This window comes from Streptomyces sp. NPDC001914 (assembly GCF_042891215.1).
In the GTDB taxonomy this organism is placed as follows: Bacteria; Actinomycetota; Actinomycetes; order Streptomycetales; family Streptomycetaceae; genus Streptomyces.
The window spans coordinates 98413-124254 of record NZ_JBIASW010000016.1 but is presented as its reverse complement, the minus strand read 5'-3'; the positions used below and the strand labels follow the sequence as shown (position 1 = coordinate 124254).

Annotated in this window: 22 protein-coding genes; 8 read left to right on the top strand and 14 right to left on the bottom strand. The window is 70.0% G+C overall.

Features of this window, described 5'->3' with window-relative positions:
- Window positions 1-28 precede the first annotated feature (28 nt).
- Window positions 29-1225, bottom strand: coding sequence for an RNA-guided endonuclease InsQ/TnpB family protein (locus ACFYYF_RS33535; protein WP_388781472.1), 1197 nt, complete (start codon window positions 1223-1225; stop codon window positions 29-31).
- 140 nt (window positions 1226-1365) lie between these two features.
- Between ACFYYF_RS33535 and ACFYYF_RS33530 the strand changes: the two genes are divergently transcribed.
- Window positions 1366-2487 (top strand): glycosyltransferase, encoded by a 1122-nt coding sequence (locus ACFYYF_RS33530; RefSeq protein ID WP_388781296.1) that lies wholly within the window; start codon window positions 1366-1368, stop codon window positions 2485-2487.
- Here ACFYYF_RS33530 and ACFYYF_RS33525 read toward each other — a convergent pair.
- Complete coding sequence (locus ACFYYF_RS33525) at window positions 2473-2982, bottom strand: GNAT family N-acetyltransferase (RefSeq protein ID WP_388781469.1); 510 nt, start codon at window positions 2980-2982, stop codon at window positions 2473-2475. The genes ACFYYF_RS33530 and ACFYYF_RS33525 overlap by 15 nt on opposite strands.
- A 479-nt stretch (window positions 2983-3461) precedes the next feature.
- On the opposite strand from ACFYYF_RS33525, the gene ACFYYF_RS33520 reads away from it, so the two are divergent.
- Together ACFYYF_RS33520 and ACFYYF_RS33515 are read left to right on the top strand one after the other, a co-directional pair.
- The gene (locus tag ACFYYF_RS33520; protein ID WP_388781293.1) at window positions 3462-3833 is read left to right on the top strand and encodes a hypothetical protein; all 372 of its coding nucleotides are present in this window, start codon (window positions 3462-3464) and stop codon (window positions 3831-3833) included.
- A 507-nt stretch (window positions 3834-4340) separates the two neighbouring features.
- The gene (locus ACFYYF_RS33515) at window positions 4341-5063 is read left to right on the top strand and encodes a family 16 glycosylhydrolase (RefSeq protein WP_388781290.1); all 723 of its coding nucleotides are present in this window, start codon (window positions 4341-4343) and stop codon (window positions 5061-5063) included.
- A 61-nt stretch (window positions 5064-5124) separates the two neighbouring features.
- On the opposite strand, the gene ACFYYF_RS33510 is transcribed toward ACFYYF_RS33515, so the two are convergent.
- Window positions 5125-5565: a VOC family protein gene (locus tag ACFYYF_RS33510; protein ID WP_388781287.1), complete on the bottom strand. Its 441-nt coding sequence runs from the start codon at window positions 5563-5565 to the stop codon at window positions 5125-5127.
- Window positions 5566-5770: 205 nt separating this feature from the next.
- On the opposite strand from ACFYYF_RS33510, the gene ACFYYF_RS33505 reads away from it, so the two are divergent.
- Window positions 5771-6784, top strand: coding sequence for a LacI family DNA-binding transcriptional regulator (locus ACFYYF_RS33505; RefSeq protein WP_388781284.1), 1014 nt, complete (start codon window positions 5771-5773; stop codon window positions 6782-6784).
- A gap of 35 nt (window positions 6785-6819) precedes the next feature.
- Here the strand turns inward: ACFYYF_RS33505 and ACFYYF_RS33500 are convergent, their stop codons facing one another.
- The 4 genes from ACFYYF_RS33500 to ACFYYF_RS33485 all read right to left on the bottom strand — a co-directional run bounded on the left by ACFYYF_RS33500 (window position 6820) and on the right by ACFYYF_RS33485 (window position 11600).
- Entirely contained in the window at window positions 6820-7677 is an 858-nt protein-coding gene (locus ACFYYF_RS33500) for a carbohydrate ABC transporter permease (protein ID WP_388781466.1), read from the bottom strand.
- Between the two features lie 50 nt (window positions 7678-7727).
- Window positions 7728-8687, bottom strand: a complete 960-nt coding sequence (locus ACFYYF_RS33495) for a carbohydrate ABC transporter permease (RefSeq protein WP_388781282.1) — start codon at window positions 8685-8687, stop codon at window positions 7728-7730.
- A gap of 121 nt (window positions 8688-8808) precedes the next feature.
- Entirely contained in the window at window positions 8809-10107 is a 1299-nt protein-coding gene (locus ACFYYF_RS33490; RefSeq protein WP_388781279.1) for an extracellular solute-binding protein, read from the bottom strand.
- Between the two features lie 65 nt (window positions 10108-10172).
- Window positions 10173-11600, bottom strand: a complete 1428-nt coding sequence (locus ACFYYF_RS33485) for a GH1 family beta-glucosidase (RefSeq protein WP_388781277.1) — start codon at window positions 11598-11600, stop codon at window positions 10173-10175.
- 861 nt (window positions 11601-12461) lie between these two features.
- On the opposite strand from ACFYYF_RS33485, the gene ACFYYF_RS33480 reads away from it, so the two are divergent.
- Window positions 12462-13763 (top strand): glycoside hydrolase family 6 protein, encoded by a 1302-nt coding sequence (locus ACFYYF_RS33480; RefSeq protein ID WP_388781274.1) that lies wholly within the window; start codon window positions 12462-12464, stop codon window positions 13761-13763.
- A gap of 33 nt (window positions 13764-13796) precedes the next feature.
- Here ACFYYF_RS33480 and ACFYYF_RS33475 read toward each other — a convergent pair whose 3' ends face one another.
- On the bottom strand, window positions 13797-14408 hold the full coding sequence (locus ACFYYF_RS33475; RefSeq protein WP_365481182.1) for a GAF domain-containing protein: 612 nt from the start codon (window positions 14406-14408) through the stop codon (window positions 13797-13799).
- Between the two features lie 182 nt (window positions 14409-14590).
- Here ACFYYF_RS33475 and ACFYYF_RS33470 point away from each other — a divergent pair, with 182 nt between their 5' ends.
- Window positions 14591-15787 (top strand): RNA-guided endonuclease InsQ/TnpB family protein, encoded by a 1197-nt coding sequence (locus ACFYYF_RS33470; RefSeq protein WP_388781271.1) that lies wholly within the window; start codon window positions 14591-14593, stop codon window positions 15785-15787.
- A gap of 30 nt (window positions 15788-15817) precedes the next feature.
- On the opposite strand, the gene ACFYYF_RS33465 is transcribed toward ACFYYF_RS33470, so the two are convergent.
- Genes ACFYYF_RS33465 through ACFYYF_RS33445 form a run of 5 tightly spaced genes read right to left on the bottom strand, consistent with a single transcriptional unit; the run spans window position 15818 to window position 21863 of the window.
- Complete coding sequence (locus tag ACFYYF_RS33465; RefSeq protein ID WP_388781268.1) at window positions 15818-16678, bottom strand: S8 family serine peptidase; 861 nt, start codon at window positions 16676-16678, stop codon at window positions 15818-15820.
- Entirely contained in the window at window positions 16675-19851 is a 3177-nt protein-coding gene (locus tag ACFYYF_RS33460) for an AAA family ATPase (protein ID WP_388781266.1), read from the bottom strand. Before ACFYYF_RS33460 ends, ACFYYF_RS33465 begins: the two co-directional genes overlap by 4 nt.
- Window positions 19851-20060, bottom strand: a complete 210-nt coding sequence (locus ACFYYF_RS33455) for an aroma-sacti cluster domain-containing protein (protein WP_361685291.1) — start codon at window positions 20058-20060, stop codon at window positions 19851-19853. The genes ACFYYF_RS33460 and ACFYYF_RS33455 overlap by 1 nt, the downstream gene beginning before the upstream one ends.
- Window positions 20053-20745, bottom strand: coding sequence for an iron-containing redox enzyme family protein (locus ACFYYF_RS33450; protein ID WP_388781263.1), 693 nt, complete (start codon window positions 20743-20745; stop codon window positions 20053-20055). Before ACFYYF_RS33450 ends, ACFYYF_RS33455 begins: the two co-directional genes overlap by 8 nt.
- Complete coding sequence (locus ACFYYF_RS33445; protein ID WP_388781463.1) at window positions 20742-21863, bottom strand: radical SAM protein; 1122 nt, start codon at window positions 21861-21863, stop codon at window positions 20742-20744. Before ACFYYF_RS33445 ends, ACFYYF_RS33450 begins: the two co-directional genes overlap by 4 nt.
- Before the next feature lie 413 nt (window positions 21864-22276).
- On the opposite strand from ACFYYF_RS33445, the gene ACFYYF_RS33440 reads away from it, so the two are divergent.
- Window positions 22277-24379, top strand: a complete 2103-nt coding sequence (locus ACFYYF_RS33440) for a BTAD domain-containing putative transcriptional regulator (protein WP_388781261.1) — start codon at window positions 22277-22279, stop codon at window positions 24377-24379.
- Between the two features lie 62 nt (window positions 24380-24441).
- On the opposite strand, the gene ACFYYF_RS33435 is transcribed toward ACFYYF_RS33440, so the two are convergent.
- A complete protein-coding gene (locus ACFYYF_RS33435; protein WP_365481169.1) occupies window positions 24442-25503 on the bottom strand; it encodes a LuxR C-terminal-related transcriptional regulator in 1062 nt (353 codons plus the stop codon).
- A 98-nt stretch (window positions 25504-25601) separates the two neighbouring features.
- On the opposite strand from ACFYYF_RS33435, the gene ACFYYF_RS33430 reads away from it, so the two are divergent.
- Window positions 25602-25790 carry a hypothetical protein gene (locus ACFYYF_RS33430; protein ID WP_388781258.1) on the top strand — a complete coding sequence of 63 codons (189 nt, stop codon included), beginning with the start codon at window positions 25602-25604 and terminating at the stop codon, window positions 25788-25790.
- The last annotated feature ends 52 nt before the right edge of the window (window positions 25791-25842 follow it).

Below are 25842 nucleotides of genomic sequence, written 5' to 3'. Positions count from 1 at the left end.
TTGCTCCCCTTCGTGAAGGAGGGGATTCCTACGGCTCGCGCCGTGGGGTTTTCTGCTTCATCGCCGACTGCCCGCCCGGAGTGCTCCGTTGAGGTCTTACACCGGCTCCACAGACAGGCGCCGTCAGCCCGACGGCCAGGATGTTCTTCGCCGCGTTCACGTCCCGGTCGTGGGTCGTCCCGCAGTGGCACGTCCAGGTTCGGACGTGCAGCGGCATTTTGTCCTGCCGGCTGCCGCAGGCGGAGCAGAGCTTGGAGGAGGGGAACCAGCGGTCGATCGCGATCACCTCGCGGCCGTACCAATGGGCCTTGTACTCCAGCATGCTCCGGAACTCGTGCCACGCCGCGTCCCCGACGGCCCGGGCGAGGCGGCCGTTCTTCAGCAGGTTATGGACGGTGAGGTCCTCGATCACGATCGTTTGATTGTCACGAACGAGCCGAGTGGTGAGCTTGTGCAGGTGATCGCGTCTGCGGTCGGCGATGCGGGCGTGGATCCGGGCGACCTTCCGGCGGGCCTTGGCCCGGTTCGCGCCCTCGCCCCTGGCTTTGCGGGCGAGCTGTTGCTGGGCTCGGGCGAGCCGGGCACGGTCGCGACGTTCGTGCCGGGGATTGGCGATTTTCTCCCCGGTGGAGAGGGTCAACAGATGATGCAGTCCGACGTCCACGCCCACGGCCGCATCGGTCCCCGGGAGCGGTCGCAGGGATGGGTCTTCGCAGAGCAGGGACACGAACCAGCGGTCGGCCGCGTCCTGCGACACCGTCACCGTGGACGGCGATACACCGACGGGGAGGGCACGGGACCACACGATGTCGAGCGGCTCCGCCATTTTCGCCAGGGTCAGCATGCCGTCCCGGAACCGGAACGCGCTGGCAGTGTACTCCGCCGACTTCCGAGACTTCTTCCGCGATTTGAAGCGAGGGTATCTCGCCCGTTTGCCGTAGAAGTTGGTGAACGCCGCCTGGAGGTGCCGCAGAGCCTGCTGGAGCGGCACCGAGGAAACCTCGTTGAGGTAGGCGAATTCCTCGGTCCTCTTCCAGGCCGTCAGCATCGCCGACGTCTGGTTGTAGCTCACCCGCTCCTGCCGCGTCCATGCCTCCGTACGCGCGGCAAGAGCCAGGTTGTAGACCTTCCGGACACAACCGAACGTGCGCGACAACTCCTCGGCTTGCGCATCGGTCGGATAGAAGCGGTACTTGAAGGCCCGTTTCACGTGGACGGATTGCACGGCCCGAACAATACCGCCTCGGTTTGCCCCAACGTGAGCGAAATTCGGAGATCGACACCGGTCCGCTGCGAGGCAAGTAGGCATTTCCTCGTCATGCATCTGCATTGGCCCCGGTGGACGGATTCCAAGAAGGGACGTCGATGAACGTGCTCCTGTGCCCGCTCAGCGACCCGGGCTACCTGTACCCCGCCGTCGCGGTGGGCCGCGAACTGCGCCGCCGCTCGCACGCCGTGCACGTCCTGGCCGGGCCGGGAGCCATACCGGTGGCGACCGCGGCGGGCCTGGACGTGTCCGCCGCGTCCGACGACACGGCCCTGTCCGTGGCTCACTGGACGGTTCGCGGACCCGAGCAGTACACGGAGGTGGCGCGGGCCGTCCGACGGCTGCGGCCCGACGTCCTCGTCACCTCCGTGCTCAACCACGGCGCCCTCGTGGCCGCCGAGGCAGCCGGACTCCCGGTCGTGGTGCTCGGGCTCGCGGCACATCTGTGGCCCTACCGCTCCGGAGGCGCCGGTCCATCGGACACGCACGACCGCAGTTGGCGGCTCACGGAGACCCTGAAGCACTACCGAGCCGTACGAGAGACAGCCGGCCTCGCGCCGCGGCGCGACCGCTTCCCGGACACCCCCTTGCTCGGTACCACGTTCCTGCTGCGCGGCCACCCCGTCCTGGAGCCGGCCGACGCCGAACTGCCCCCGGCCGTACGGCATGTGGGGCCCTGCTGGTGGGAGCCGGAACCGTCGTCCGCCGAACCGCTGCCGGACTCCAAGCCCCTGGCCTACGTCCACCTCGGCCGGACCTTCGGCGGCGCTTCCCTCTGGCCGCGGCTCAACGCGGGCTTCACCTCGGGGACTTACCGGGCCGTGGTGGAACTGGGACGCTCGGGTGCCTCTGAGGCCGCCGCGGACGCCGACCTCATCGTCGGCCGCCGCCCCTGGATGGGCCCGCTCGTTGAACGGGCCGACCTCGTCCTGACGAACGCGACTTCGGCCCCCGTGCTCGCCGCCCTCCTTCACGGCAAACCGCTCCTCGTCGCCCCGAACGGTTCGGAGCAGCAGGTCCTGGCCACTGCCTGCCTGCGTGCCGGCGTCGCGCGCCGGATGCCGGAGCCCGGAACTCCCGCCGCGGACCTGCGCACCGCGATCGAGGAGACGGCACACGACCTCCGGTTGAGGGCGTGCGTGGCGGAGATCGGTACAGCGCTCGCCGACGGCAAGAGTGAGAGCCGCGCCGCGGACGCCGTGGAATCAGCCGCTCGTTGACCGACGGCGGACCAGCACACGGGTGGTACCGTCATCCTCTTCCTCGACGTCCCGGACGTGCTCGAAGCCGATCCTGCGGAGCAGAGCCAGCGAGGCCTCGTTCGGTGCGGCGACGGTCGCGTACACCTCGGTCAGTCCGAGGGCGTCGAAGCCATGGGCGACGATCGACTGCGCCAGCTCGGTTCCCAGGCCTGATCCCCACGCCGTCGGCGCCAGAGCGTAGATGATCTCGAAGCCGCCGACGTCGGTGGGCTTGATCTCGGCATGGCCCACCAAGTGCCCGTCGCGGCGAACGGCCCAGACGTCGAACAGACCCTGGCGATAGACCTTCGAGAAGATCCGTCCGAACAGCGCCCGGTCCGCCGACTCGGTAGAGGGGCCGTCACCCATCCACCGCGACACCCTGGTGTCCTGGAACAGAGCGACGAAATCGTCTTCGTCCCCGGGGACGTATGGCTCGAGCAGAAGCCGTTCGGTGCGCAGAGTGGGGGTCACGGGCGGCGACGCTAGCGATGCCCGGTCCGGCCGGCAAACCACTTTCGGCCGGCAGATCACATTCGCCCGTGCCGGCATCACCCGCGCCGACGACGTGAGGCGGTCGCCGCCGACGGGTGTGCGTGGTCGAGACGAGGGCCGCCGCAGGGCGATGCCAAGGACCACGGTCGCAGCCTCCCGAGCTGTCGTGCGGCGACATCACGGGTCACAGATACGACACGAAGCGTTCACTGATCATCCACTCCCAGTCACATCGGCGTCACAATGGCGGCGCTCGAAGCTGTCCTTGGAGGACCATGCACGCAAGAACCGCATTCAGCGAAGCCGAACGCGCCCCCCTGCGCTCCGACGCCCAGGAGCGCGGACCGTCCGCGCAGGGCCGTACGGACGACCAGGCAAACCTCCTTGCAGAAGCCCCTCACTGGACCTGAGTGACCAAGTAACCCGCCGCCCCCGCCCCCGAACCGCAAGGAGCCGTCATGCCCCGCCCCGCTCCGCTCGCCGCGTGCGTTCTGCTGCTCGTCGCCGCCCTTGAGGCCTGTACCAATGCCCCGGCGGCCAAGGACGACAAGCCGACCGCCGAGGACGCACCCAACAGCATCGCAGCCCGCTGCCGGGCTCAGGACTGGCCCCAGGCCATGCCTGATGTCGTCGGCCAGCCGTTCGAGCCGTTCGGCCGCGACCTCATGTGCTTCGACAACATGGAGGCCGTGGCGCCTGATGGACACGATGTGATGACCGATCCGGCCAGCGGGCTGGGTGTCTGGACCGTCACCTCCAGCACTCCGAAGGCCGGGGCCAAGGTCCGGATCACGACACCGATCACGCTCGAACTCCGCGCGGCCGGGTGACCGTAGGGCGTGCTCGGCCGGGTGATCACCTGACCGAGCACGCCCGTGACGCCTTTGCGACCGGCCTTCGAGCTGGTACCGCTTCCATCGGTCTGGGGTGGCTCACGCGATACAGGGACGTGTTTCGGCCCGTCGGAGCATCCGAGATGCGCCGGCTTCACCTCGCCCGTCATGGCCGCCCTGCTTCACATTTCGAATGCAAAACCCTTTCGATGACCGCGACTTGAGCAAGTGCTGAAGGGCTGACGGGAGTCTCACGCCTTGCGAGCCGCTGAGCTCGTGTTCTGGGCCGGTGTGCTCGTCGCGTGAACTGCTGGGCGAGCGCCTGGCCGTGGCCCGCTGTTCAACAAATGAAGTCGGGAGTGTTGACAGGCCGTTACGGCGGTGTCATGTTCGCGGTCATCGACGTCAGTGGACGAGCTCCCTGGATCCGTCGGCGTCGGTAGTTCCCCGAAACGACTGGAAGCGCTACCAATTCTGGTGCTGAGCAAAGGAGCTCTCGTGCCTGTGTCAGTCGCAAGATGGTTCCGGATCCTCATCGCGCTCATGGCGATCTGCCTGTTCATCCCCCTGGCCGCCCACCCGGCGCACGCGGCATCCTGGGGTTCCCCTCAGACGGTGAACTCCTGGAACACGATCAACCAGCGGTGGACCGCAAACAACGAGTTGGAGACCTACACTCCGAGCTGCGTGTGGTACGAAGGCAACATCCTTGTGATCAAGACCTACAAGGGGAGCGACGGCAAGTACTACTCGGGCCGGGTGGAGTCCAAGGCCCTCTACGGCTACGGCACCTACAGCTTCACGGCGAGCATGCCGAGCGGACAGGGGCTGCTTCCTGCCGTGTGGGCGGCCTACTTGAACCCCTGGCTGCCGGAGTTCGACGCCGCCGAGATCGTGGGCCAGAACCCGAACACCGTGTACCAGACGTTCCACGACCCGAACAACGCGCAGACGCAGTTCTCGAGGGCCAACTCATCCGGTTGGACCAACGCGTTCCACACGTACTCCTTCACGTGGTGGCCCGATCACATCGACTTCACCGTGGACGGCACCATCACGGGCACGAAGTGGTACACCACCGCACCGGGTGTGGGCATGCACTTCATCGTGAACACCGCTGTGGGCGGCGACTGGCCCGGCAATCCGAACGCCTCGACCTGGGCCACGGCGGACGGTGCCCGCTACCTCAAGGTCTCCGCGATCACGTACACGCCGTACTACCCGTAGCTTCTGACGGCGGTCGGTGGCGGTGGCAGCGGTCGGGCCGCCGCCACCGACCGCGTCGGCCTCAGTGGAGCTGCTCGGCCAGTCCGACGATGACGCCCTCCGGGCCGCGAACGTAGCAGAGCAGAAAGCTGTCCTCGAACCGTGCGATCTCGCCGACCAGTTCGGCGCCGTGGGGGCGCAGGCGGGTGACGGTGTCCTCGATGTCGTCGACGGCGAACATGACGCGGTGGGTACCCAGAATGTTGTGCGGCCGGTTGCGTGGCCCGGCACTGACCGCCGCGGGGCTGCGGTACTTCGCCAGTTCGAGCCGGCTGTGTCCGTCCGGGGTCCGCAGCATCGCGATGTCGCAGTGGACGCCGTCGAGTCCGGTGCATTGGTCGGCGAAGAGGCCCTGGACCTCTCCTCTGCCCTCCACCTCCATACCGAGCTCCACGAAGAACGCGACGGCGGCGTCCATGTCCTCGACGACGATGCCGACGTTGTCCATCCGTTGAATCCCCATGCCGGTCTCTCCTTCCTCCTCGCGTGGCAGCCGGTCGCCGCTCATGTTCCCGGGACGGAGCCGGTGGCGCGGTCTCGACATCTCCTTTCCTCCCTGAGCCGTTTCAGTACGACCGCCGATCAGGTGATGACTCTGTGGCTTCGTAGGGCCACATGCGTGGAGAATGGGAGGGCTTCCAAGATTCTGTCGAAGGGACCTGGGCCTCATGGGTAACGTTCTGCCGCCCCGACGGTTGACGCTCGACCAGGTGGCGGAGCGGGCCGGGGTCTCGAGGTCCGTTGCCTCCAGGGTGCTGAACAACGCCCCCCACGTCAGTCGAGCCAAGCGCGATGCCGTCGAACGGGCCGTGCGCGACTTGGGATTCGTGGCGAACTCCAAGGCCCGGGCGCTTGCGACCAGCCAGTCCGGGGTGGCCGCGCTGGTCATCTCACGCCAGGATCCCTCGATCCTGGCGGATCCGTTCTACGCACAGGTCATCGTGGGGATCTCCGCCGCGCTGGAGGAGGGAGACCTCCACCTGCTGCTGTGCCTCGCCGAGTCGGAGCGTGGGCGGGCCAGGGTGGAGAAGCTGTTGCGGTCCGGCGCGGTGGACGGCGTGATGATGATGGCGTTGCACGAGGACGATCCGCTGATCAAGGTCGCCGACAAGACGTCGACCCCTGTGGTCTTCGGTGGACGGCCCGGCGGTACGCCGCCGCAGTGGTACGTCGACATCGACAACGTGGCCGGCGCACGCGCCGCCACCGAGCATCTGCTGTCGAGAGGGCGACGCGGCATCGTCACGATCACCGGACCCTTGGACACCGAGGTGGGACAGGCCCGGTATCGCGGCTATCGCGAGGCCCTGCTGTTGGCCGGCCTCCAGGCCCGGACTCCCGAGACCGGCGACTTCACCGAGGCGAGCGGGGCGGCCGCCATGAGGCGCCTGCTCGCGAACCAGCCCGATCTGGACGCGGTGTTCGCGGCGAACGACAACATGGCGGCCGGAGCGTTGCGGGCTCTCCGTGATGCCGGTCGGTCGGTGCCCGAGGACGTCTCCGTCGTCGGGTTCGACGATCTGGCCGTCGCGGAGAACGCCCAGCCCGCGCTGACCACGGTGCACCAGCCCATCAGGGAGCTGGGCACGGAGATGGCCCGCATGCTGGTCGCGTGCATCGGCGGCAGGAATCCCAGCCCGATTCTGCTTCCCTCGCACCTGGTGGTGCGCTCCAGCACATGACAGGCGCACGCGTGAGGGGCGCGGCCTTCGTGCCCTCAGCCCTTGACCGCTCCGTGCATGATCCCTCCGACGATCTGACGACCGAGCAGGCCGAAGACCACGAGGACGGGAAGGGTGCCCAGCAGGGTGCCGGCCATGATGACGGACTGGTCCTGCACGTAGCCGCCTCCGAGCTGGCGGAGCGCGACCTGCACGGTGGGTTCCTGGGAGGACAGGGCGATGATGGGCCAGAAGAAGTCGTTCCACGCGGTCATGAAGGTGAGCAGTCCGAGGACGGCCATCGCGGGACGGGCTATGGGGACGACGATGGTCCAGAAGATGCGTGAGGTCGAGGCTCCGTCGACCCGTGCCGCCTCGATCAACTCGTCGGGCAGGCATTGCGCGATGTACTGGCGCATGAAGAACACGCCGAAGGCGGAGACGAGGCTGGGCAGGATGACGGCCTGGAGCTGATTCGCCCACTGCAGCTTGGCGATGATGACGAACAGCGGGATGACGCCGAGTTGCGGCGGGATCATCATGGTCCCGACGGTGAAGGCCAGCAGTGCGTTGCGGCCGCGGAAGCGCAGTTTGGCGAACGCGAAGCCGGCCAGCGTCGAGCACAGCACGGTGCCCACCGTGATCGACGACGACACGATCAGCGAGTTGAGCAGAGCCTTGCCGATGTCCGCCTGCTGCAGGGCCTGTTGGAAGTTGTGCAGCAGATGCGGGCCGGGCCACAGCACCGGAGGGACGCGGGCGATGTCGGCGTTGGACCGGCTGGCCGCGACGAGGGTGTAGTAGAGCGGGAACATCGACACCAGCGTCGCCAGAATGAGGAACGCGTAGGTGAGGCGGCCTGCGTGCGTGGTGCGCCCGGCATGCTTGCGGCGCGGGGCGGTGGGCCTGCTCACGGCGAGCGCTCGGCTCGCGGGAGCCCGTTGGGTGTCTGTGAGGGTGGTCGTCACCGGACAGCCTCCTTTGCCGTGCGGCGGCGCGAGAGCAGGGTGTTGAGCCCGACGAGCAGCAGGATGAGCAGGAACATCACCCAGGCGATCGCGGCGGCGCGTCCGAGGTGGAAGAAGGACCAGCCCTGCTCGTACATGTAGAGCCCGAGGGTCTGGTACTGGTGGGTGATCCCTCCGGAGGCGGAACCCTCGAAGAGCAGGGGTTCGCCGAAGAGCTGGGTGGCACCGATGGTGGACATGATGACGGCGAAGACGATGGTGGGACGCAGTCCGGGCAGCGTCACGTGGAAGAACTGACGCCATCGGGAGGCGCCGTCCATCTCGGCGGCTTCGTACAGGTCTGCGGGGATGGACTGCATGCCCGCAAGGAAGATGAGGGCGTTGTAGCCGGTCCAGCGCCAGACGACGATGCAGGAGACGGCGGTCTGCGAGGTCCACGTACCGGTCTGCCAGTCGACCGGGCCGACCCCGACGAGCGACAGCGCGTAGTTGACCAGCCCGAAGTCGTGCCCGAACAACTGGGCGAAGACCAACGTGGCCGCGGCGACCGAGGTGGCGTAGGGCAGCAGCATCACGGTGCGGAAGAAGGTCCGTCCACGCAGCTTGTAGTTGAGCAGGTGGGCCAGCCCCAGGGCGAGCACGAGCTGCGGAATCGTCGACAGCGCACCGAGCGTGAACGTGTTGCGCAGGGCCGTCCAGAAGAACGGGTCGTCGAAGACGGCGGTGTAATTGCCCCAGCCGCGCCAGAGTTTGTCCCCGGGAGTCTGCAACTCGACTTTGTAGAAGGAGATGTACGCCGTGTACAGCAGGGGGAAGAGGCCGAACGCGGCGAAGAGAGTGAAGAACGGAGCGATGTAGCCGTACGGGGAAACAGCGCGCAGGGCCCGGCGAGCGGGAGCCGGAGCCGGAGGGGGTGGTGACGGACGGGCGCTGGGCGCAGGTGCGATGAGAGTCATGGGGGCGGCCCTTCGGGCATCGGGTGCGGCAGGCGGAGCACTTCTGGGGGCACCTCTGCGTGAGTGAGGAGGGCGGGGCCGGAGCAACCGGTCGGTCGTTCGTACGGCCCCGGTCCTCAGGTCAGCCGATGGCGTTCTGGACGCCCTTCCTCGCGTTGCTCCACGCCGTGTCGGAGCTCGTTCCCTTGCGTTCCACTTCGAAGAGGGCCTTGGCGATCTGCTCCTGCACGTCCTGGTCGTTCACGCCGAGGATCTGCACGGGTGCCTTCTCGGCGGCGCTGCCGAAGATCCGGCCGATCGGCGCGTTCGAGAAATACGGGTCCTTGGTGTCCGCGACCTTCTCGATCGCCGGGACGCTGGAGGGGAAGTTGCCCACCTTCTCGAACAGCTTCGTCTGCTGTTCCGGTGCGGTCAGCCACTTGATCAGTTCGTAGGCTTCCTTCTTGTGCCGGCTCATCCTGGGTATGGCGAGGTAGGAGCCGCCCCAGTTGCCGGCCTGGCCGGGCAGCGCGGCGACGTCCCACTTCCCGTCGCCGGACTTGCCGGCCTGGCCCTTGATGTAGCCGAGCATCCACGCCGGGCAGGGCAGGGTGGCGAAGGACCCGGCCGCGAACGCCTGGTTCCAGGATGGCGACCACTGGTCGAGGGAGCCGCTCAGGCCGGCGTGCGCGGCATCGACGGACAGGTCCCAGGCCTGCTTGACGGCGGGACTGGTGTCCCAGATCAGCTTCCCGGAAGCGTTGTAGTAGCGCTCCTTGGACTGGCCCGCGACGTTGGTGTAGATGCTGCGCACGCTGTCGATCCAGGCGCTCTTGCCCGGGGCGTTCTTCCTGTACTGCCGGCCGAGGTCGATGTACCCCTGCCAGGTGGACCAGCGCTTGGCGAGCACGTCCCGGTCGGTGGGCAGACCCGCCTTCCTCAGCAGGTCGGTGCGATAGCACATCGCCTCGGGGCCGTTGTCGGTACCCAGGCCGACCACCGCGCCATTCTTCGCGGTGGCCGCGCCCCACTTCGAGGCGGTGAAGTTCTTCTTCAACCCGGCCGCGCCGTACTGGTTGAGGTCCTCGAACTTGTCGCTCTGCAGCTGGGCGACGGAGGTGATGCGGCCGATCTCCACCCCCTGGATGTCGGCGAGTCCGCCACCACCCGCGAGCCGGGTCTGCATGGACTTCCAGTAGTTCTGTTCCTGCTCGGTGTCGGTCTGCCTGATGGTGATGTCCGGGTGGAGCTTCTCGTACTCCTTGTAGAGCCCGGCCTCCTTGAACCCGAACGTGCCGAACAGGTCGATGCTCAGGGTGACTTTGCCGCCGCCCTGCTGAGCCCCGGTCGATCCGGCTCCGCAGGCGGCCAGCAGGGCCGAGGTCAGGGCTACGGCACCCAGCCGTACGAGGGTGGTTCTCGCAGCTCGCGCGAGGTGCATGGGAAGCCTCCCAGGACGTGTCGTGAAGGGGCGGAAACAGGCGGTTCGGGTGCCGCGCGGTGATGTCACGGGCGCGTCGGCGTCGCGGAAGGCCGGCGTGCCCGGGTGGCCCGTGCCGTCCGGCTCAGCCAGAGCGCGCTCTGCTTGAGGCGGCGCTCCTGGGTCGCGAAGTCGACGTGGACGATGCCGAAGCGCTTGTCGTAGCCGTAGGCCCACTCGAAGTTGTCCATCAACGACCAGGCGAAGTAGCCGCGGACGTCGACGCCCTGCGCCCGAGCCCGTACCAGTGCGGCCAGGTGGTCCGCGAGGTAGGCGGTGCGTCGGGTGTCCCGCAGCCGGCCCTCGGTGTCGGTGCCGCATGCGCCGTCGTCGAAGGCGGCACCGTTCTCGGTCACGTAGATCGGCGGTGCCGGGTAGTCCCGGTGGATGCCGACGAGCAGGTCCGTCATGCCCTGCGGGTGAATCTCCCAGGGCATCGCCGTCAGGGGCAAATCAGCCCGCGGGACGCTCCGCGGATCGTCGCCGTCGCCCGCGGCGACCGTGTCGCTGAAGTAGTAGTTGACACCGAGGAAGTCGAGCGGCTGGGCGATGACACCCAAGTCCCCTTCCCGTACGGGCAAGGGGGCGCCCCGGCGGTGGAGGTCCGCGGTCACGTCCGTGGGGTAGCGCCCGAGCAGGACCGGGTCGAGGTAGAGCCGTCGGCCCATGCCGTCGGCCTGATGCGCCGCCGCCAGGTCGGCTGGCGCGGTGCCGGCGGCGTACACCTGGGAGGGGTTGAGCGTGATTCCCACCCGGGCATGACGAGAGGTGGTGGCACGGATGCGCTCGGCGGCCAGGCCGTGTCCGAGCAGCAGGTGGTGCACGGCGCGGACGGCCGAGGGGAACTCCTTGCGTCCGGGCGCGTGGCAGCCGATGTGGTAGCCGAGCACGGCCGAGCAGAACGGTTCATTGAGGGTGATCCAATGGCGGACCCGGTCACCGAGGCGCCCGGCGGCGATCCCGGCGAAGTCGGCCAGCCGGTGGGCGGTGTCACGGGCCGGCCAGCCGCCGGCGTCCTCGAGCTCCTGCGGCAGATCCCAGTGGTAGAGCGTCGCCCAGGGGGCGATGCCGCGACCCAGGAGCTCGTCGACGAGCCGGTCGTAGAAGTCGAGCCCCTTGACGTTCGCGGGTCCGCGTCCGCCCGGCTGGATGCGCGGCCAGGACAGCGAGAACCGGTAGGCGTCCAGGCCCAGTTCTTGTAAGAGAGCGACGTCCTCCGGCATCCGGTGGTAGTGGTCGCAGGCCACGTCACCGTGATCGTCGTTGTGGATGGCGCCCGGCGTATGGCTGAAGGTGTCCCAGATCGACGCGGTGCGACCGTCGAGTGTTGCCGCACCCTCGATCTGGTAGGCGGACGTCGCGGCTCCCCAGAGGAAGTCGGCCGGGAGGTCGAGGACTTCGGGTGATGACGCGGTGGTCTGACCGGGCAGGGCGGAGCGCTGCTCCGTACTCATGGGGGTCTCCGTCGGTGGCGGGGTACGACCGGATCACGGGCCCCGGCCGGAGAGGCGGAGTCCCGGTTCGCGACTCCGATTTGGGAGCGCTCCCAAGAAGATGGGTTGCCGTGAGGGGCCTGTCAAGAGGCGTGCGAGGAGGGTGACGGGACGACGCACTGCGGAAGATCTGCCAGCGATGGGCGGTCTATGCAGCCTGAACTGCACTTCAGCGTCACGCGTGTCGTCGGTCAGGCCGGAACCGGCGACGATCCGCTCTCAAGAGTTCGGGCGTGGTTTTGCGTCATGATTGGTAGCGCTTCCAGTCGCGAGCGGGAAAGCGAGCACCGATCGGCACCCGCATCCCCGGGCGGCCGTGGCGGTGAGTGAACTTGGCTTCAAGAAGCAGGCGTTGAGGGTGAATCACGCCAACGATCGGGTCCACTGGGCGAAGAACCCGGCGTCCGTCGGTCTGTTTGCCGCCATGACGTGAGCTACCGCCCAAAACGCGACATGCTGGAAGTTAATCCACGGATAGTGACGGTTCCATGCGCTCCGCGCCACTGTTCGCGACGGGAAGCGAGTGCGATCCGCGCCCCGTACCGTCCGTTGATCAGAAGCAAGAGCCTTCAATTCCCGAACAGTTGACGCTGATCTGCTTGACACGCTGTCACCTCCGCACCATCCTGCACGTCAGGAAGCGCTCCCAAAAGTCTCCACCGAAGCCTCCTCGGGGCCGGCGCCCCCACCCCGGAGGGCGCCCCGCACCGGACCGCCTCCGTGACCGCCGTGGACGGCACGCGCCTCCTTCTCGCCCAGCGCTCAGCCACGCCGTCCCGCCCCGGTATCGGAGCATCACCCCGACAAGGGAGAAGCACCTTCATGAGCCGCGTCAAACCCATACGCCGACTGGCCGTGCTGGCCGGCGCCACCATCGCAGTGGCGGGCCTCGCATCATCACCGGCCACGGCCACGGCCACAGCCACTTCTCGCCCGCTGAGCAGCCATCAACTGACCCACAACACACGCTTCTTCGTCGATCCGAACAGCAAGGCGGCCAAGCAGGCGGTCGCCGACCTCCGCGCCGGCCACCTCACCGACGCCCGCAACATGGCCAAGCTGGCCTCGTGGCCCGAGTCCTTCTGGCTCACCGAAGGCACTCCGGAACAGGTGCGCGCGAAGGTCCGGGGCATCATGCGCGCCGCGAAGGCGACCGGCACGGTCCCGGTCCTCGTTCTGTACAACGTCCCAGGCCGGGACTGCAGCAACTACTCCAGTGGCGGAGCCGCCAGTGCCGCCGCCTACGACGCCTGGGTGCGGGCCGTCGCCGGAGGAATCGGTGACGGCAAGGCGCTCACCATCGTCGAACCCGACGGACTCGCGCTGCTGCCCCAGGACTGCGGCAGCGGCAGCGACCCTGATGGAGCGCTGACCACTCAACGCCTGGCCAGCATCAAGTCGGCGATCGAGACGCTCGAACGGCAGCCGTCCACCTCTGTCTACGTCGACGGCGGCACGAGCAACTGGCAGTCGCCGGGCGTCATCACACAGCGCCTGCTGGCCGCTGGTGTGCGCAGCGCGCAAGGCATCGCCCTCAACGTGTCCAACTACCAGCCCACCGATCAGCTCAACCAGTACGCGACGTGGGTGTCCAAGTGCATCCACTACGCCACCCGGGGCGGCACGGGAACGCAGGAGAGCCGGGCCGCCGAGTGCGCCGGCCAGTACTACTCGGCGTCGGCACCCAACGACGGCGCACCGGGAAACGCGGTCACCTTCGAAGACCCCAGCACCTGGCACTGGTCCGACGCCTGGTACGACAGCCACGTCGGAACCGTCCCGGCCGACCGGCTCACCCACTACGTACTCGACACCAGCCGCAACGGCCTGGGCGCCTGGACCGCTCCCGACAAGTACACCGACGACGAACACTGGTGCAACGCACCGGGGCGCGGCGTCGGGGTCCGTCCCACCGCCGACACCGGCCAACCCCTCGCGGACGCCTATCTGTACGTGAAGATCATCGGAGAGTCCGACGGTACGTGCCACCGCGGAACCCCCGGTCCCGGCGACCCCGAGTACGGCGGGGTCGAAGACCCGCCGGCCGGCGCCTGGTGGCCCGACTTCGCCCACACCCTGGCACGCAACGCACGTCCGTCCCTGAACTGGAATCTCCCTCACTGAACGTCGCGGCACCGCACACCCGCCGCGTCCCGCTCACCCCTCTTGCGACCCCTGCGGCGGCACTCCTTCGAGCAGTACGTCCCGCAGCGCGGCCACCAGTTCCAGGCCCCGGGCGCGGACCGCGGACGGTGTCTCCTCATGACGCCGGTCGGCGATGACCGCGAGGGCAGCCGCGGCCTGGCGGGCGAAGAGCGCGAGGAGGTCGAGTTCGGAGAGGCTGGACCGGGACTGCTCGGCGGGGTCGAGTACTTCGAGTACGCCGAGCACCCGGTCGCGATGGGCGAGCGGTGCCGCCATCAGCGCGTCGGGCACGTATCCGGTCGACTTCGCGACGTCCTTGGCGAACATGCTCTGCTCCCGCAGGTCGTCCGCGATCATGGGTTCACCGGAGACGAGCACCCAGCCGGCCAGGCCCTTGCCGGCAGGGAAACGCGAGCCCACGAGCGACTCCTCTCCCTCCCCGGCCACGGCCTGGAAGACCAGTTCGTCGGTCTCCCGGTCGTGCAGCAGGACGGAACTGGCGGCGGCGCCGAAGATGGCCCGCGCGGTGTCGACGACGGACTGCAGCAGATCGTGCTCCGCGCTGCCGACGCGCGTCGCGGGGTCCACGCCGGTGGCGGGGACGAGGCCGGGAGACTGGCTCATCGGGGCTCTCCTTTGTGGATACCCCAGCCTTCAAACCGGGGTGGGGGTACCTCCCGCTTGCGGGAGAGAGGTGATGCTCCTGTGCAGCAGGACGAGCGGAGCCGGTTCGACGGGAGGGCCAGCCGTAGCTCGCCCGCGCGAACCGGTGAATGTCGACCTGCCGATGCGCTAGCTTGTGATACGTGCCCACGTACGTGAAGCGGGCGTTCCGGTACCGCTTCTACCCGACGGATGCGCAGGCGGCTGAGCTGTCGCGCACCTTCGGGTGTGTGCGCAAGGTCTACAACATGGCGCTCGCGGCCCGAACCGATGCCTGGGAGCGCAAGGAGCGGGTCAACTACAATCAGACGTCGGCGATGCTGACAGCGTGGAAGAAGACCGAGGAACTGGCCTACCTCAACGAGGTCTCCTGCGTGCCGCTCCAGCAAGCCTTGCGGCATCTGCAGGTGGCTTTCTCGAACTTTTTCGCCAGGCGATCGAAGTACCCGCGGTTCAAGTCGCGCAAGAGGTCCCGCAAGAGCGCGGAGTACACCACCAGCGCGTTCCGTTTCCGTGACGGGAAGCTGACCCTGGCCAAGATGAAGGACCCGCTGGACATCGTGTGGTCGCGCTCCTTGCCGGAGGGCGTGGCCCCGTCCACGGTGACCGTGTCGCAAGACGCGGCCGGCCGTTGGTTCGTGTCTCTCCTGGTGGAGGATCCTGCTGTCGAACTCCTTGTTGGTGGGAACGAAGCGGTTGGCATTGATGTGGGTCTGACCCACCTGCTGACCTTGTCCACCGGCGAGAAGATCGCCAACCCTAGGCATGAGCAACGTGATTGCGTTCGGCTCGCCATCGCCCAACGCCGACTGGCGAGGAAGGCGAAGAGAGATGGTGCGAACCGGGTCAAGGCCCGGCGCATGGTCGCCCGGATCCATGCCCGGATCACCGACCGGCGCCGGGATCATCTGCACAAGCTGACGACTCGACTCGTGCGCGAGAACCAAACGCTCGTGGTCGAGGATCTGGCGGTCCGAAACATGGTGAAGAACCGGAGTCTGGCTCGCGCCATCGGTGACGCCGCGTGGTCGCAGTTCCGCACCATGCTGGAATACAAAGCCGACTGGTACGGGCGGCAAATAGTCGTGGTTGACCGCTTCTTCCCTTCCTCCCGGTTGTGCCATCACTGCGGCGATGTCGCTGCGTCGATGCCGCTGAGCGTCCGCACGTGGACATGCGGTTGCGGCACGGTTCACGACCGGGACGTGAACGCGGCGAAGAACTTGCTGGCCGCCGGACTGGCGGTGACAGCCTGTGGAGCTGGTGTAAGACCTCAACGGGAGTCCTCCCGGACGGGGCATTCGGCGAAGAAGCAGGAAGCCCTGCGGCGCGAGCCGTAGGAATCCCGCTCCGTCAGGAGAGGGAGGAAGTCAAGATTCACCTCGGGTTCCTGGGTCGCCGATGCGCACGTTCGCGGCGGAGAGGTAGAGCGCGTGTTTGATCTGGAACGGGGTCAGCTTCGGGCGGGTGCCGAGCAGGCGTGCGCACATCCCGCTGATGAAGGGGGTGGCGAAGCTGTTGCCCGTGGTGCGGATGGTCTTGCCGCCGGTCCAGGCGACCTGCACGTTCTGGCCGGGGGCGAAGAACTCGACGGGTGGCGCCGGGTTGTAGAGGAAGAGCCCGGAGTCGTCCTCGCGGTGCGTGCCGACCGAGATGACGGACGAGAATCGCCAGGGGAAGCTCTCCACCGGTGTGTTGTGGGCGGACGCCACGAGTGTGGTCCCGGTGAAGAACGCCTGGTCGGCCAGGGCCCTCAGCGTTTCGAGGAACTTCGGCCGGGTCGTGGACAGACTGAGGTTGACCACGTCGAAGCCCTGGTCGACGGCCCACCGCAACCCGGTGAGCAGGGCTTCGCCCGTGCCGGTGAAGCCCTCGCCCAGCACCCGCACGCTGTACAGCTCGCACTCCGGCGCCACCCTTCGCACGATTCCGGCGCAGGCCGTTCCGTGCCCGCAGCCGTCGCCGGCTCCGTCGGGCAGCCGGCCACTGTCGACGACGTGCAGCCCTCCGTCGGGGGCGGCCGCGACTTCGTACGAGCCCTGTACGGCGCCGACCGTGGGGTGGCCGCACTCCACTCCGGTGTCGACCACGCACACCCGCACTCCGGCGCCGTCCGACCACTCCGAGGGATCGGCGGGCAGGTCCGGCACCGTGTCGGCGAGCATCGTGAGGTCTTCGGGGGAGCGGTCACGCAGGCTCCAGGTGAGCCCCGCCGCCGTTCCTGTCGTCATCGGGTCCTGCCTTCTCGTGCGGCCGGGCGTTCGGCGCCCCGGACCGTGGCCGTCATCTCCTCGGCGAGCGCGGACGCGCGGTCCGCGCCCAGCCGGTGTCCCTTCGCGGCGAAGTGCTCCCGCGCCCGGTGGGCCTCCCGCACCGCCTCCGGGGTCCGACCGAGCGCGCGCAGCGTGTGAGCGAGGTCGAGAGCGGCGGTGCCCCGTACGACCGGGGAGTCCGTCTCGTCCGCCGCGGCGACGGCCCGCTCGGCGCAGGCGCGGGCGAGGTCCGGGTCGCCGGCGAGTGCCAGGGCACGGGCCCGTAGTCCGTACGCGTCGGCGGACTCGGCCGGCGGAAGGCCGGTGGGCCCGGGGTCCGGCAGGGCCAGCGCCTCCGCCGGTTCTCCCTGGTCCAGCAGGATCCGCGCCCGCTCCCGGGCGATGACGGGGAGGGCACCTGTGGCGCCGAGCTCGCGCCCCGCGCGGGCTGCCTCCTCAAGCAGGGGCAGACCCCGGGCCGGTGTGCCCGTCAGCGCCTCGACCTCCGCGGCGAACAGCGGGATGAACAGGGCGCTCTCCGCGTAGCCGAGGCCGCGGGCCAGGCGTGCCGCCTCGGCCAGCCGTTCGCGCGCTTCCTCGGGGCGGCCCTGCAGGGCCAGGAGCACGGCGAGCGGGCAGCCGAGCGTGGCACGGACGGTGGGCCGGCCGGCTCCCTGAGCCGAAAGCAGTTCCTCGCAGCGCGCCACGGCTTGTGCGACCGGGGCGGGGCCGCGCCACAGGGAGATGCCGACCGCGCCCAGTGCCAGGGCGCGTTCGGGTTCGGCGTCGGCGCGGTCGGCGTGGTCCAGGGCCCGGTGGAGCAGCTCCTCGGCCTCGGCGTGCAGTCCGCGGCGCTGGCGGTCCTGGGCGATACGGACGCAGGCACGGGCGATGCCCTGGTCGTCGCCCGCCCGGGTGAACAGCGGGAGCGCGGTCTCGGCGACCTCGGCCGCGGTTCCGTGGCGCGGATCGAGTGCGGTGAGGGCGAGCCGGACATGGGCGGCGCCCAGCGGATCGTCGGCCCGCTGCGCCGCGTCGAGCGCGGCCGCCAGCAGTTCCCGGGCGCGTTCGGGCTCACCGCGGGCGGCCTTCGTCTCCCCGAGGCGGCGGATCGCCTCGCGGGCGACGGGTTCGCCGGGGGTGGCCAGGTCCAGGGCCTGGGTGAGCAGGTCGTCGGCCCAGGCGAGGTCGGAGCGGGCCAGGGCGGCCGCTCCGGCCCGGGCGAGCAGACCGGCGGCGCGCGTGCGCAACGCGTGCGTGCCGTCGTCGTTGATGCCCAGTTCGGTGAGCAGCCGGTGCGCGCGGGCCAGGTGGAAGCCGACGGCGGCATCTCCCGCGTCGTGGCGGACGAGGACCCGGGCGGCGTGCTCGTGGCGCCGGGCCCGCACCTTCTTCGCCATGCCGCGGTACGCCGTCTCCTGGACGAGTGCGCTGCCGAACCGGAGGTGGGAGCCGGTGGACCGGGCGCGGCCGCCGGATTCGATGAGCCGTCGCCGTACGAGGCCGCGCAACAGACTGCCGGAGGACTCCGCGGGCGTCAAGGGCTCCTCGACGGTGGCCAGTTCGGTCAGGTCGGCGCGCTGGAACTCCCGCCCGAGGACGGCGGCCACCTGCAGCAGGGTGCGTTCCTCGGGCGGCAGTGCGTCGATGCGGGCGCCGAGCAGGGCGTGCACGGTCAGCGGCAGGTCGTCGCACTCGGCGGCCATGGCGGTGAGGTGTTCCAGGTACAGCGGATTGCCCTCGGCGCGGTCGAGCGCGTCCTCCAGCACGCCCTGCCGGTGGGCCGCCACCTCGACGAGCTCGCCGGCGAGGGCGGCGGCCTCTTCCCGGGTGAGCGGCGTGAGCAGCAGCGACGCGGACCGCATCCGCCCGCTGCCCCAGCCGGGCCGGGTCTCCAGGAGCTCCGGCCGTGCCACGCACACCAGGGCCACGGGGGAGCGGTCGAGCTCGTCCAGCAGTCGGTCCGCCATGTCCAGCAGTGCGTCGGAGGCCCAGTGGCAGTCGTCGAGGACCAGTACCACGGGCCGCTCACAGGACAGTGCGTCGAGGAGGCAGGCCAGGGCCATGAGGGTGTCGTCGGCCGAGGGGCTGGGGGTGCCGTCCGCGAGGAGGCCGGATCGCAGCAGGCGCAGCGCCTGTTCCGCCTCCGTCCTTTCGGAGGTGGGCAGTTGGGCGAGTGCCGTGTCCTCGCCGGCGGCCGCGAGGACTTGGCGTACGGCTTCGGCGAGCGGCGACAGGGAGCCTGACTCGCCGTACGGGCGGCACCGGCCCTCGCCGTACGCCGGGCAGTCCCGCAGCCACTCACGCAGGAGTCGCGTCTTGCCGAGGCCCGCCTCGCCATAGACGGTCACCAGGTGCGAGCGCGGGTCGGTGTCCAACTTGCGTGACAGCAGATGGAGTTCGGCCAGTTCCTGCTCGCGGCCGATGAACGGGGTGTCGAACCGGCGTACCCGTTCTGGGTCGTCCTCGTGCAGGGCGACCAGACGGTGGGCCGGGAACGGGGTCCCGACTCCCTTGAGGGACAGCGATCCCGCGGACTCGGTGACCGCGGTGGGTCCGGCGGCGTGCAGGGTGGCCGGGCCGATGAGGATGTCCCCGGCGCCCGCGTGCTGTTCGAGCCGGGCCGCGATGTTGACGACCTCGCCGGAGACGAGGGCCTGCCGGGCGGCGGGATCGACGCTGACCACCACCTCACCTGTGTTCACGCCGATGCGGACGGCCAGCCGTACACCGTGTTCCCGCTCCAGTTCGACGTTGAGCCCGTCGAGGCCGGTGACCATGCCGCGTGCGGCGGCGAGCGCCCGGTGTGCGTCGTCCTCGTGGCGCACGGGTACTCCGAACACGGCCATCACGGCGTCGCCGATGAACTTCTCCACCGTGCCGCCGTGTTCCTCGATCCGCGCCCGCATCAGCGCGAAGTACCGGAGGGTGACGGTGCGCATGGTCTCCGGGTCGAGGCGCCCGGACAGGGCCGTCGATCCGACGAGGTCGCAGAAGAGGACGGTCACCACCCGGCGCTCCTCGGCGGTGGCGGTATCGCCCGCGGGCACGCACGCGGTGCCGCACCGGGGGCAGAACGCCGCTCCGTCCGGCGGGGGTTCGGGGCATTGCGGGCACTTCATGCGCGCGTCGCCGGTCGTCGCCGCGGTCATCAGAACAGCGCTCCGCCGGCGATCTCGCTGTGCGCCTGCACCTCCGGCTCGGCCGCGTCCAGCCGCCGTTTCAGGTCCAGCAGCAGGGTGAGTTCCTGTGTGCTGAGGTCCTGGAGCACCTCTCGCTGTTCGGGGGAGAGGCTGTGCAGCGGGAACCCGGCGTCCTCCAGCGCGCGAAGGCGCTCGTGATCGGGTGCGGAGTCAGTCATCGGTGCTCTCCCCTTCGGTTGGTGCCGCGGTGATGCGGTCGAACAGCTCGGCGAGGGAGGCGACCGTGTGCAGCGCGCTGACGGCGACCAGGGAACGCTGTGCGCCGTCCAGCGGCAGCCGCTCGATGAGCCGGTCCAGGTCGGCGCTGTGCCCGTCGTCGAGGTCCGCGTGGAGACGTACGGTCTCGAAGGCGGTCTCCGGCAGCCCGGTCTCGCGTGCCAGCCGTGGGGCCAGTCCGGGCGCCGGCGCGTTGCCCTCCAGTACCGCGATGTAGCCGAGCAGGGCCACCGGATGGCAGTGCTCGATCCAGTAGTACTGAGCCCCGACCAGGGCGGCCACTTGGGGCGGCGGCACGGCGCCGGTCAGCTCGTCGGGCGAGGTCCCGGCCGCCGCCGCGTCGGCGAGCAGCCAGTCGTCGTGCCCTCGTTCCTCCTCGGCGTGCGCCCGCAGATACGGTGCGAGCGGCCGTGCCACCGGGTCCCCGGACAGCGCCTCGCAGCGAGCGGCGGCCCGCTCCATCAGCGGAACGGAGGCGCGGATCACCTGATGCATGGCGCGCAGGTAGCGGCGGTAGCGGCCCGGCAGCCCCGGATCGGAATGCCACATGTGGGCCGAGGCGGACCACAACACGGGCTGTACGAGGGAGAGTTCGAGTCGCAGACTCGCGACGGCCGACGGGCTCACGCGGAGGCCTCCTCTGCCCCGGGGCCGCCGAGCAGCACGAGCGGTGCGTACCGGTCGCTGCCGTAGCGTCGCAGCAGCGAGGCGGCCCCGGCGTCGCGCTGGAGCCGGGCGCCGAGCATGTCCATCGCGCCGGCCGCGGGGCGCGAACCCGACCGTTCGGCCGCCTCCAGAGCGTCCGGCCGCCGGGCCATGGCTCGGCAGGCGGTGCACGACCCGACCCCGGCGGTACGGATGGTGCGCAGCACCGGCGACTCCTGGCACCGGCGCCGAATCGTGGCCCAGTCGTCCTGGGCGATGTGCCCGAGGCGCAGGTGCTCCGGTACGGGGCGGCCGTCCACCACGCGCTGGTTGCAGCAGGCGGCGACGGTGCCGTCGAAGGCCACCGTCGGCCAGGCCGCCATCGCGCACGGCGCGGGCGGTGCCTCGGGGGGATTCTCGGTCGCGGAACTCCGGAGGGGATGCTCGTCCCCGGCGCCCTGGAGGGGATTTTCGATCTCGCGGCGCCGGAGTGGGACGGTCCGGGCGGCCGCCCAGCCCGCCGCCCGCCCCACGGGTCGTATGTGATTCACGAGAACGGCCGCTTGGTCGTCAAATTCCGTACGAATGGCCCCGGTGATGTCCGCGAGATAGGCGTCGTCCGCCGTGGTGCCCGCGACATGGAAACTCACGGCGATTCCGCTTTCCCTGATGCGGTGCATCGCGCGAAAGACCGCGGTGCGCGGAACTTCACGCTCATGGAACACGTCGATGCTCGCCGAGAAGTGGTCGACGTGCCGCAGGGCGCCCAGGATGCGGGCGGGCACCCGGCCGTCGGCGGCGAAGAACATGCCGCTCAGGACCGAGGTTCGCGTTCCGGCCGCCGCGGCGAGCGCCGCGAGGTCCGCCACGAGCGCGGGCCGCAACAGCGGCTCGCCACCCGTGAGCATGAGGACTTCCGGACGGTCGTCGGGAGTGAAACCGCCGACGAAGCGGCGCAGCGCCTCGGCCGGTGTGTCCTCGCCGCGCGGCCCCGACGAGGTCGAGCAGTGCGCGCAGCTCAGCGGGCAGCGCCTGGTGAGGGTGGCGAGGAGCCCGGCCGCCGGTACCGGACGTAGCTCGATGATCTCCGCCAGCCGCATCTCGTCACCTCCGTAGGTCACCGGCACGTGCGGTGCCAGCGTGCGCGGCACCGGTTCGGTCGCGGTTCGCGGGCGGTTCGAGGCCGGTACGCGGCGCAGGATCGGTCGGCCGTTGGCGGGGCTCCGGGAACGGTGATGGTTTTGGTCGCTTTCATGCCCTTATTCGTCTTCCGTCCCGGCGGGTGCGTTGCTGCATGCACCTTGAGCCATCCTCGAGTCCATGGCCCCGGAACCGGCCCGTGCGCATCCTGTGAAGGCCGGAGGAATTCGATCGAATTTCCGAAGGTTCACGGCTCCTCACGGATTCCCTCACCCCCTGCGGCTCCTCGGAGGCTTTCGTGCACAGAATTCCTTTCCTCTGTCAGAACTCCGACGACCCCGACACCGGGTGGGGAAGGGGCTGAGGGGGCGAGATGGCCGACGCGCTCACGGAAAGCCGCCACGTGGCGGGGGATACCGGAATTCCGCGAGAGCCCGCCGGTGACATCGGCACGGAGCCCGCCGTCGCCGGCGAGAGGGAAGCGGCCACCGGCAGCGGAGGGGGAACCTTCGCCGGCATCGGCGGAGAAGCCTTCGCAGGCACCGGGACCGGCACCGGCGCGGAGGCCTTCACCGGCACCGGCGCGGAGGCTTTCACCGGCACCGGCCGGGAGAGCTTCACCGGCACCGGCGGGGATTGCTTCACGAGCACGGGCGGGGACGTGTCCGTCACCGCCCCCTTGCGACTGAGCCTTCTCGGCCCACTGCGGGCCACCCGCGGCGGCCTGCCGCTAGCGCTCGGACCCCTGAAGCAGCGCCTCGTCCTGGCGGTCCTGCTCACCCGCCCCAACGCGCCGGTGTCCGTCGAGGAACTGACCGACGCCGTCTGGCCGGACGACCCGCCCCGCACGGCCCGCAAGAACCTCCAGGCGTACGTCTCGACCCTGCGCCGGGTGCTCGACCCCGACGACCTCGGCCGGCTGAGCCACGGTCCCGGCGGCTACGTACTGCATCTCACCGCCGAGGAATGCGACACCCTGCGCTTCGACGAACTCGCCCGGCGCGGCGACACCGAGGCGCGCGCGGGCGCCCCGAGTCACGCGGCCCGTACGTACCGCCAGGCGCTCGACCTGTGGCGGCACGACCCTTTCAGCGACCTGGCACCCCGTGCCGAGGTGCTGCGCGCAGCCGTCGAACGGCAGCACGCCCGGCGACTGGCCGTGTACGAGGCCTGGGCGGAGGCGCAGCTCGAGATCGGCGACCCGGGCCCGGTCGCGGACACCGTCGACGAGATGGTGGGCCGGCACCCGCTGCGGGAGCGGCTGCGCGCTGCCCAGCTCACCGCTCTGCACCAAGTCGGCCGCAGGACAGAGGCGTTGGCCGCCTACGACGACTGCCGTCAGTGGCTGTCCCGGGAGCTGGGCCTGGAACCCGGTGCCGCACTGCAGCGCGCCTACCGCTCCCTCCTGGACGACATGGCCCCGCCCCGGCCGCGCGGCACAGCCGCCGGGTCACGCCTGCTCCTCCCGCCGGACCTCGCCGACTTCACCGGCCGCACCGGGGAACTGGACTTCGTCCGTGCCCAGTTGGAAGCCGAGGGCGGACCCCCGGTCCTCGTCACCGGCGCGGTCGGCGTCGGCAAGACGGCCTTCGCCGTGCACGTCGCGCACCGTCTCGCCGCCCACTACCCGGACGGCGTGGTCGCCACCCGGCTGTGTGCCGAGGACGGCTCGACGCGTCCGTGGGCGTCGGTGCTGGCGGAGCTGGCGCGCTCCCTCGGATGCACCGAGCGGCTGCCCGCCGACCGGGAGGAGGCCGCCACCGTCTGGCGTTCCTGGCTGTCCGGACGCCGGATCCTGCTGGTCCTGGACGACGCCCCCGACGCCACCGCGCTCGCCCCGCTGCTGCCGCCGTCGGGTACGGCCGCCGCTCTTGTCACCTCCCGAGACCGGCTGCCCCTTCTGGAGTCCGCGCACCGGGTGGAACTCCCGCCGCTGTCCCCCGAGGAGGGCCTCGACCTGCTGGGCGCGATCATCGGACGGACCCGGCTGGCCACCGAGCACATCGCGGCCGTACGGGTCGTCGCCGCCACCGGCTTCCTCCCGTTCGCCCTGCGAGCGGCCGGAAACCGCCTGTCGGTGCTGCGTCACGTGCCGCTCGGCCAGTACGCGGAGCGCCTCGAACATCCGCTGGAGGCCCTGGATGAACTCGCGTCCGGGGGCCTGGGAGTCCGCGCCCGGCTTGCCGGCGCCTGGGCCCGGCTGCCCGCCGCCGCCCGTCACTCCCTCCACGCGCTGGCCGCGTTGCCCGACGCTTCCTTCGCGCTCCCCGCCGCGGCCCGTGTCCTGGGCACGAACGGACGGGCCGCGCAGCGCTCGCTGGAGGAACTGATCGATGTCGGCGTCCTGCCCCCGCCCGCTCCGCCCGAGGTGAGCGCGCATCTGGCCGGCGCCCCGGAGACGGTGCGCTACGAACTCCCCTGGCTGACCCTGTTGTTCGCGCGTGAGCAGGCGGCCGCGTCGGGAGAGAGGTGCTGAGTCCGTACGTACCGCCGAGTCGTCCGGCTCCGAGCCGCCCGATGCCTGCCCCGGCAGGACTCTCAGGCTCCGCCCGTGGTCGCCGAGGCCGGTCCGGAGGACTGCACGCGGGCCAGATATCCGGCCTGGAAGCGACTGGCGGCGCCCAACTGCTCCATGATCTCGGCGATGTGCTTGCGGCAGGTGCGCAACGACATCCCCAGCCGCCGGGCCACCATCTCGTCCTTCATGCCCTCGGCCAGCAGCCGCACGATGGCCTGCTTCACCTCGTCCCGCGCCGAACTCTCCGTCCAGGCAGGGTGATAGGGCTCGGCCAGGGACCAGGCGTGATCGAAGGTCGCGCAGAGATACGAGACGGTGGACGGGTCCTGGATGACGATCGCCGCGTCCAGGTCGTCCTGGTGCGGGATGAACACCGTCTCCCCGTCGAAGGCGACCATGCGGCCGAACAGTTCGCTCAGCGTCCTGATCTCGGCGCCCTCGTCGGTCATCCGCCGCGCGTACTCCTGCGTGGGCAGGTGGTAGCGGGCCGTGTGCTGGTACAGCGTGCGCATCCGTATGCCGCGGCGCAGCATGTCGCGGTCCTGTATGAAGGCCTGCTCCAGGAGCGCGGGGGAGCGGCCGCCGCCGGGGTGACAGGTGCGCACCTCCTTCCGGCAGCGCATCGTGGCCTCGGTGATCATCCCCACGACGGTCTTCAGGTCCGTGATCTCCGTCAGCGGCGCCCGCCCCTGCCACTGCCGTCGGCCCTCCGCATAGAACGGCGCCAGGAGGGAAAGCTCTGCGCGCAGCCGATCGATCTCGGCGAGCTGCCGTCGCAACCCGGCCTCCCTCGGCGCGACCAGCGCGGCCAGGGCCGCGTCCGGCGCCACCGCCACGAACTGGTCGGGGTTCCCGGGCAGACGGCGCAACAGCAGCAGTTCGGTCAGCGTCGCCACCGCCGAGACGGCGCGGCTCTCCGGCAGCCCCAGCGTCGCGCCCAGTGTCCCCGCGTCGCACGACCCCTGGTCGCTCACCCACCGGAACACCCGGACGGCGTCCTCGGACAGCTGCGTCTCGTGCGACGGCCACCCAGCCGCCGTACGAACGTCCGAAACCGTGCCGTCCTCACCGATGCCGCCCACGCAGCCCCCTCATCAGCCAGAAGACTCCAGCAGCCGCTGCCGTGTCCATTGTTCAGATGTGCGATGGAGTTTCCCAGACCCCCTTGGAAGGAATCACTGTGAAACCGGCCAAAGGCGCATTCGTCATGCTCTACGAACGCTTCACCGTGCTCGGCGACTGGGTGCGGGCCCGGCAGCGCCGAGGCGAAGCCGACGAAGCCACGGCCCGCGAGATCCTCGACCAGCCTCCGCGCCCGGTACGCGAGGGCGACGACGACTCACCCGGCGTGCCGACACCGCACTGGTGACCCTGGAAAGCCAGGGCAAAGACGCCCTCGGGCCCGCCAGCAGCCGGGGCTC

Coding starts and splice junctions, on each gene's coding strand:
- ACFYYF_RS33530 (WP_388781296.1), top strand. CDS start 1,366: ATGAACGTGCTCCTGTGCCCGCTCAGCGACCCGGGCTACCTGTACCCC.
- ACFYYF_RS33520 (WP_388781293.1), top strand. CDS start 3,462: ATGCCCCGCCCCGCTCCGCTCGCCGCGTGCGTTCTGCTGCTCGTCGCC.
- ACFYYF_RS33510 (WP_388781287.1), bottom strand. CDS start 5,565: ATGGGGATTCAACGGATGGACAACGTCGGCATCGTCGTCGAGGACATG.
- ACFYYF_RS33505 (WP_388781284.1), top strand. CDS start 5,771: ATGGGTAACGTTCTGCCGCCCCGACGGTTGACGCTCGACCAGGTGGCG.
- ACFYYF_RS33495 (WP_388781282.1), bottom strand. CDS start 8,687: ATGACTCTCATCGCACCTGCGCCCAGCGCCCGTCCGTCACCACCCCCT.
- ACFYYF_RS33490 (WP_388781279.1), bottom strand. CDS start 10,107: ATGCACCTCGCGCGAGCTGCGAGAACCACCCTCGTACGGCTGGGTGCC.
- ACFYYF_RS33485 (WP_388781277.1), bottom strand. CDS start 11,600: ATGAGTACGGAGCAGCGCTCCGCCCTGCCCGGTCAGACCACCGCGTCA.
- ACFYYF_RS33480 (WP_388781274.1), top strand. CDS start 12,462: ATGAGCCGCGTCAAACCCATACGCCGACTGGCCGTGCTGGCCGGCGCC.
- ACFYYF_RS33475 (WP_365481182.1), bottom strand. CDS start 14,408: ATGAGCCAGTCTCCCGGCCTCGTCCCCGCCACCGGCGTGGACCCCGCG.
- ACFYYF_RS33465 (WP_388781268.1), bottom strand. CDS start 16,678: ATGACGACAGGAACGGCGGCGGGGCTCACCTGGAGCCTGCGTGACCGC.
- ACFYYF_RS33460 (WP_388781266.1), bottom strand. CDS start 19,851: ATGACCGCGGCGACGACCGGCGACGCGCGCATGAAGTGCCCGCAATGC.
- ACFYYF_RS33455 (WP_361685291.1), bottom strand. CDS start 20,060: ATGACTGACTCCGCACCCGATCACGAGCGCCTTCGCGCGCTGGAGGAC.
- ACFYYF_RS33445 (WP_388781463.1), bottom strand. CDS start 21,863: ATGCGGCTGGCGGAGATCATCGAGCTACGTCCGGTACCGGCGGCCGGG.
- ACFYYF_RS33440 (WP_388781261.1), top strand. CDS start 22,277: ATGGCCGACGCGCTCACGGAAAGCCGCCACGTGGCGGGGGATACCGGA.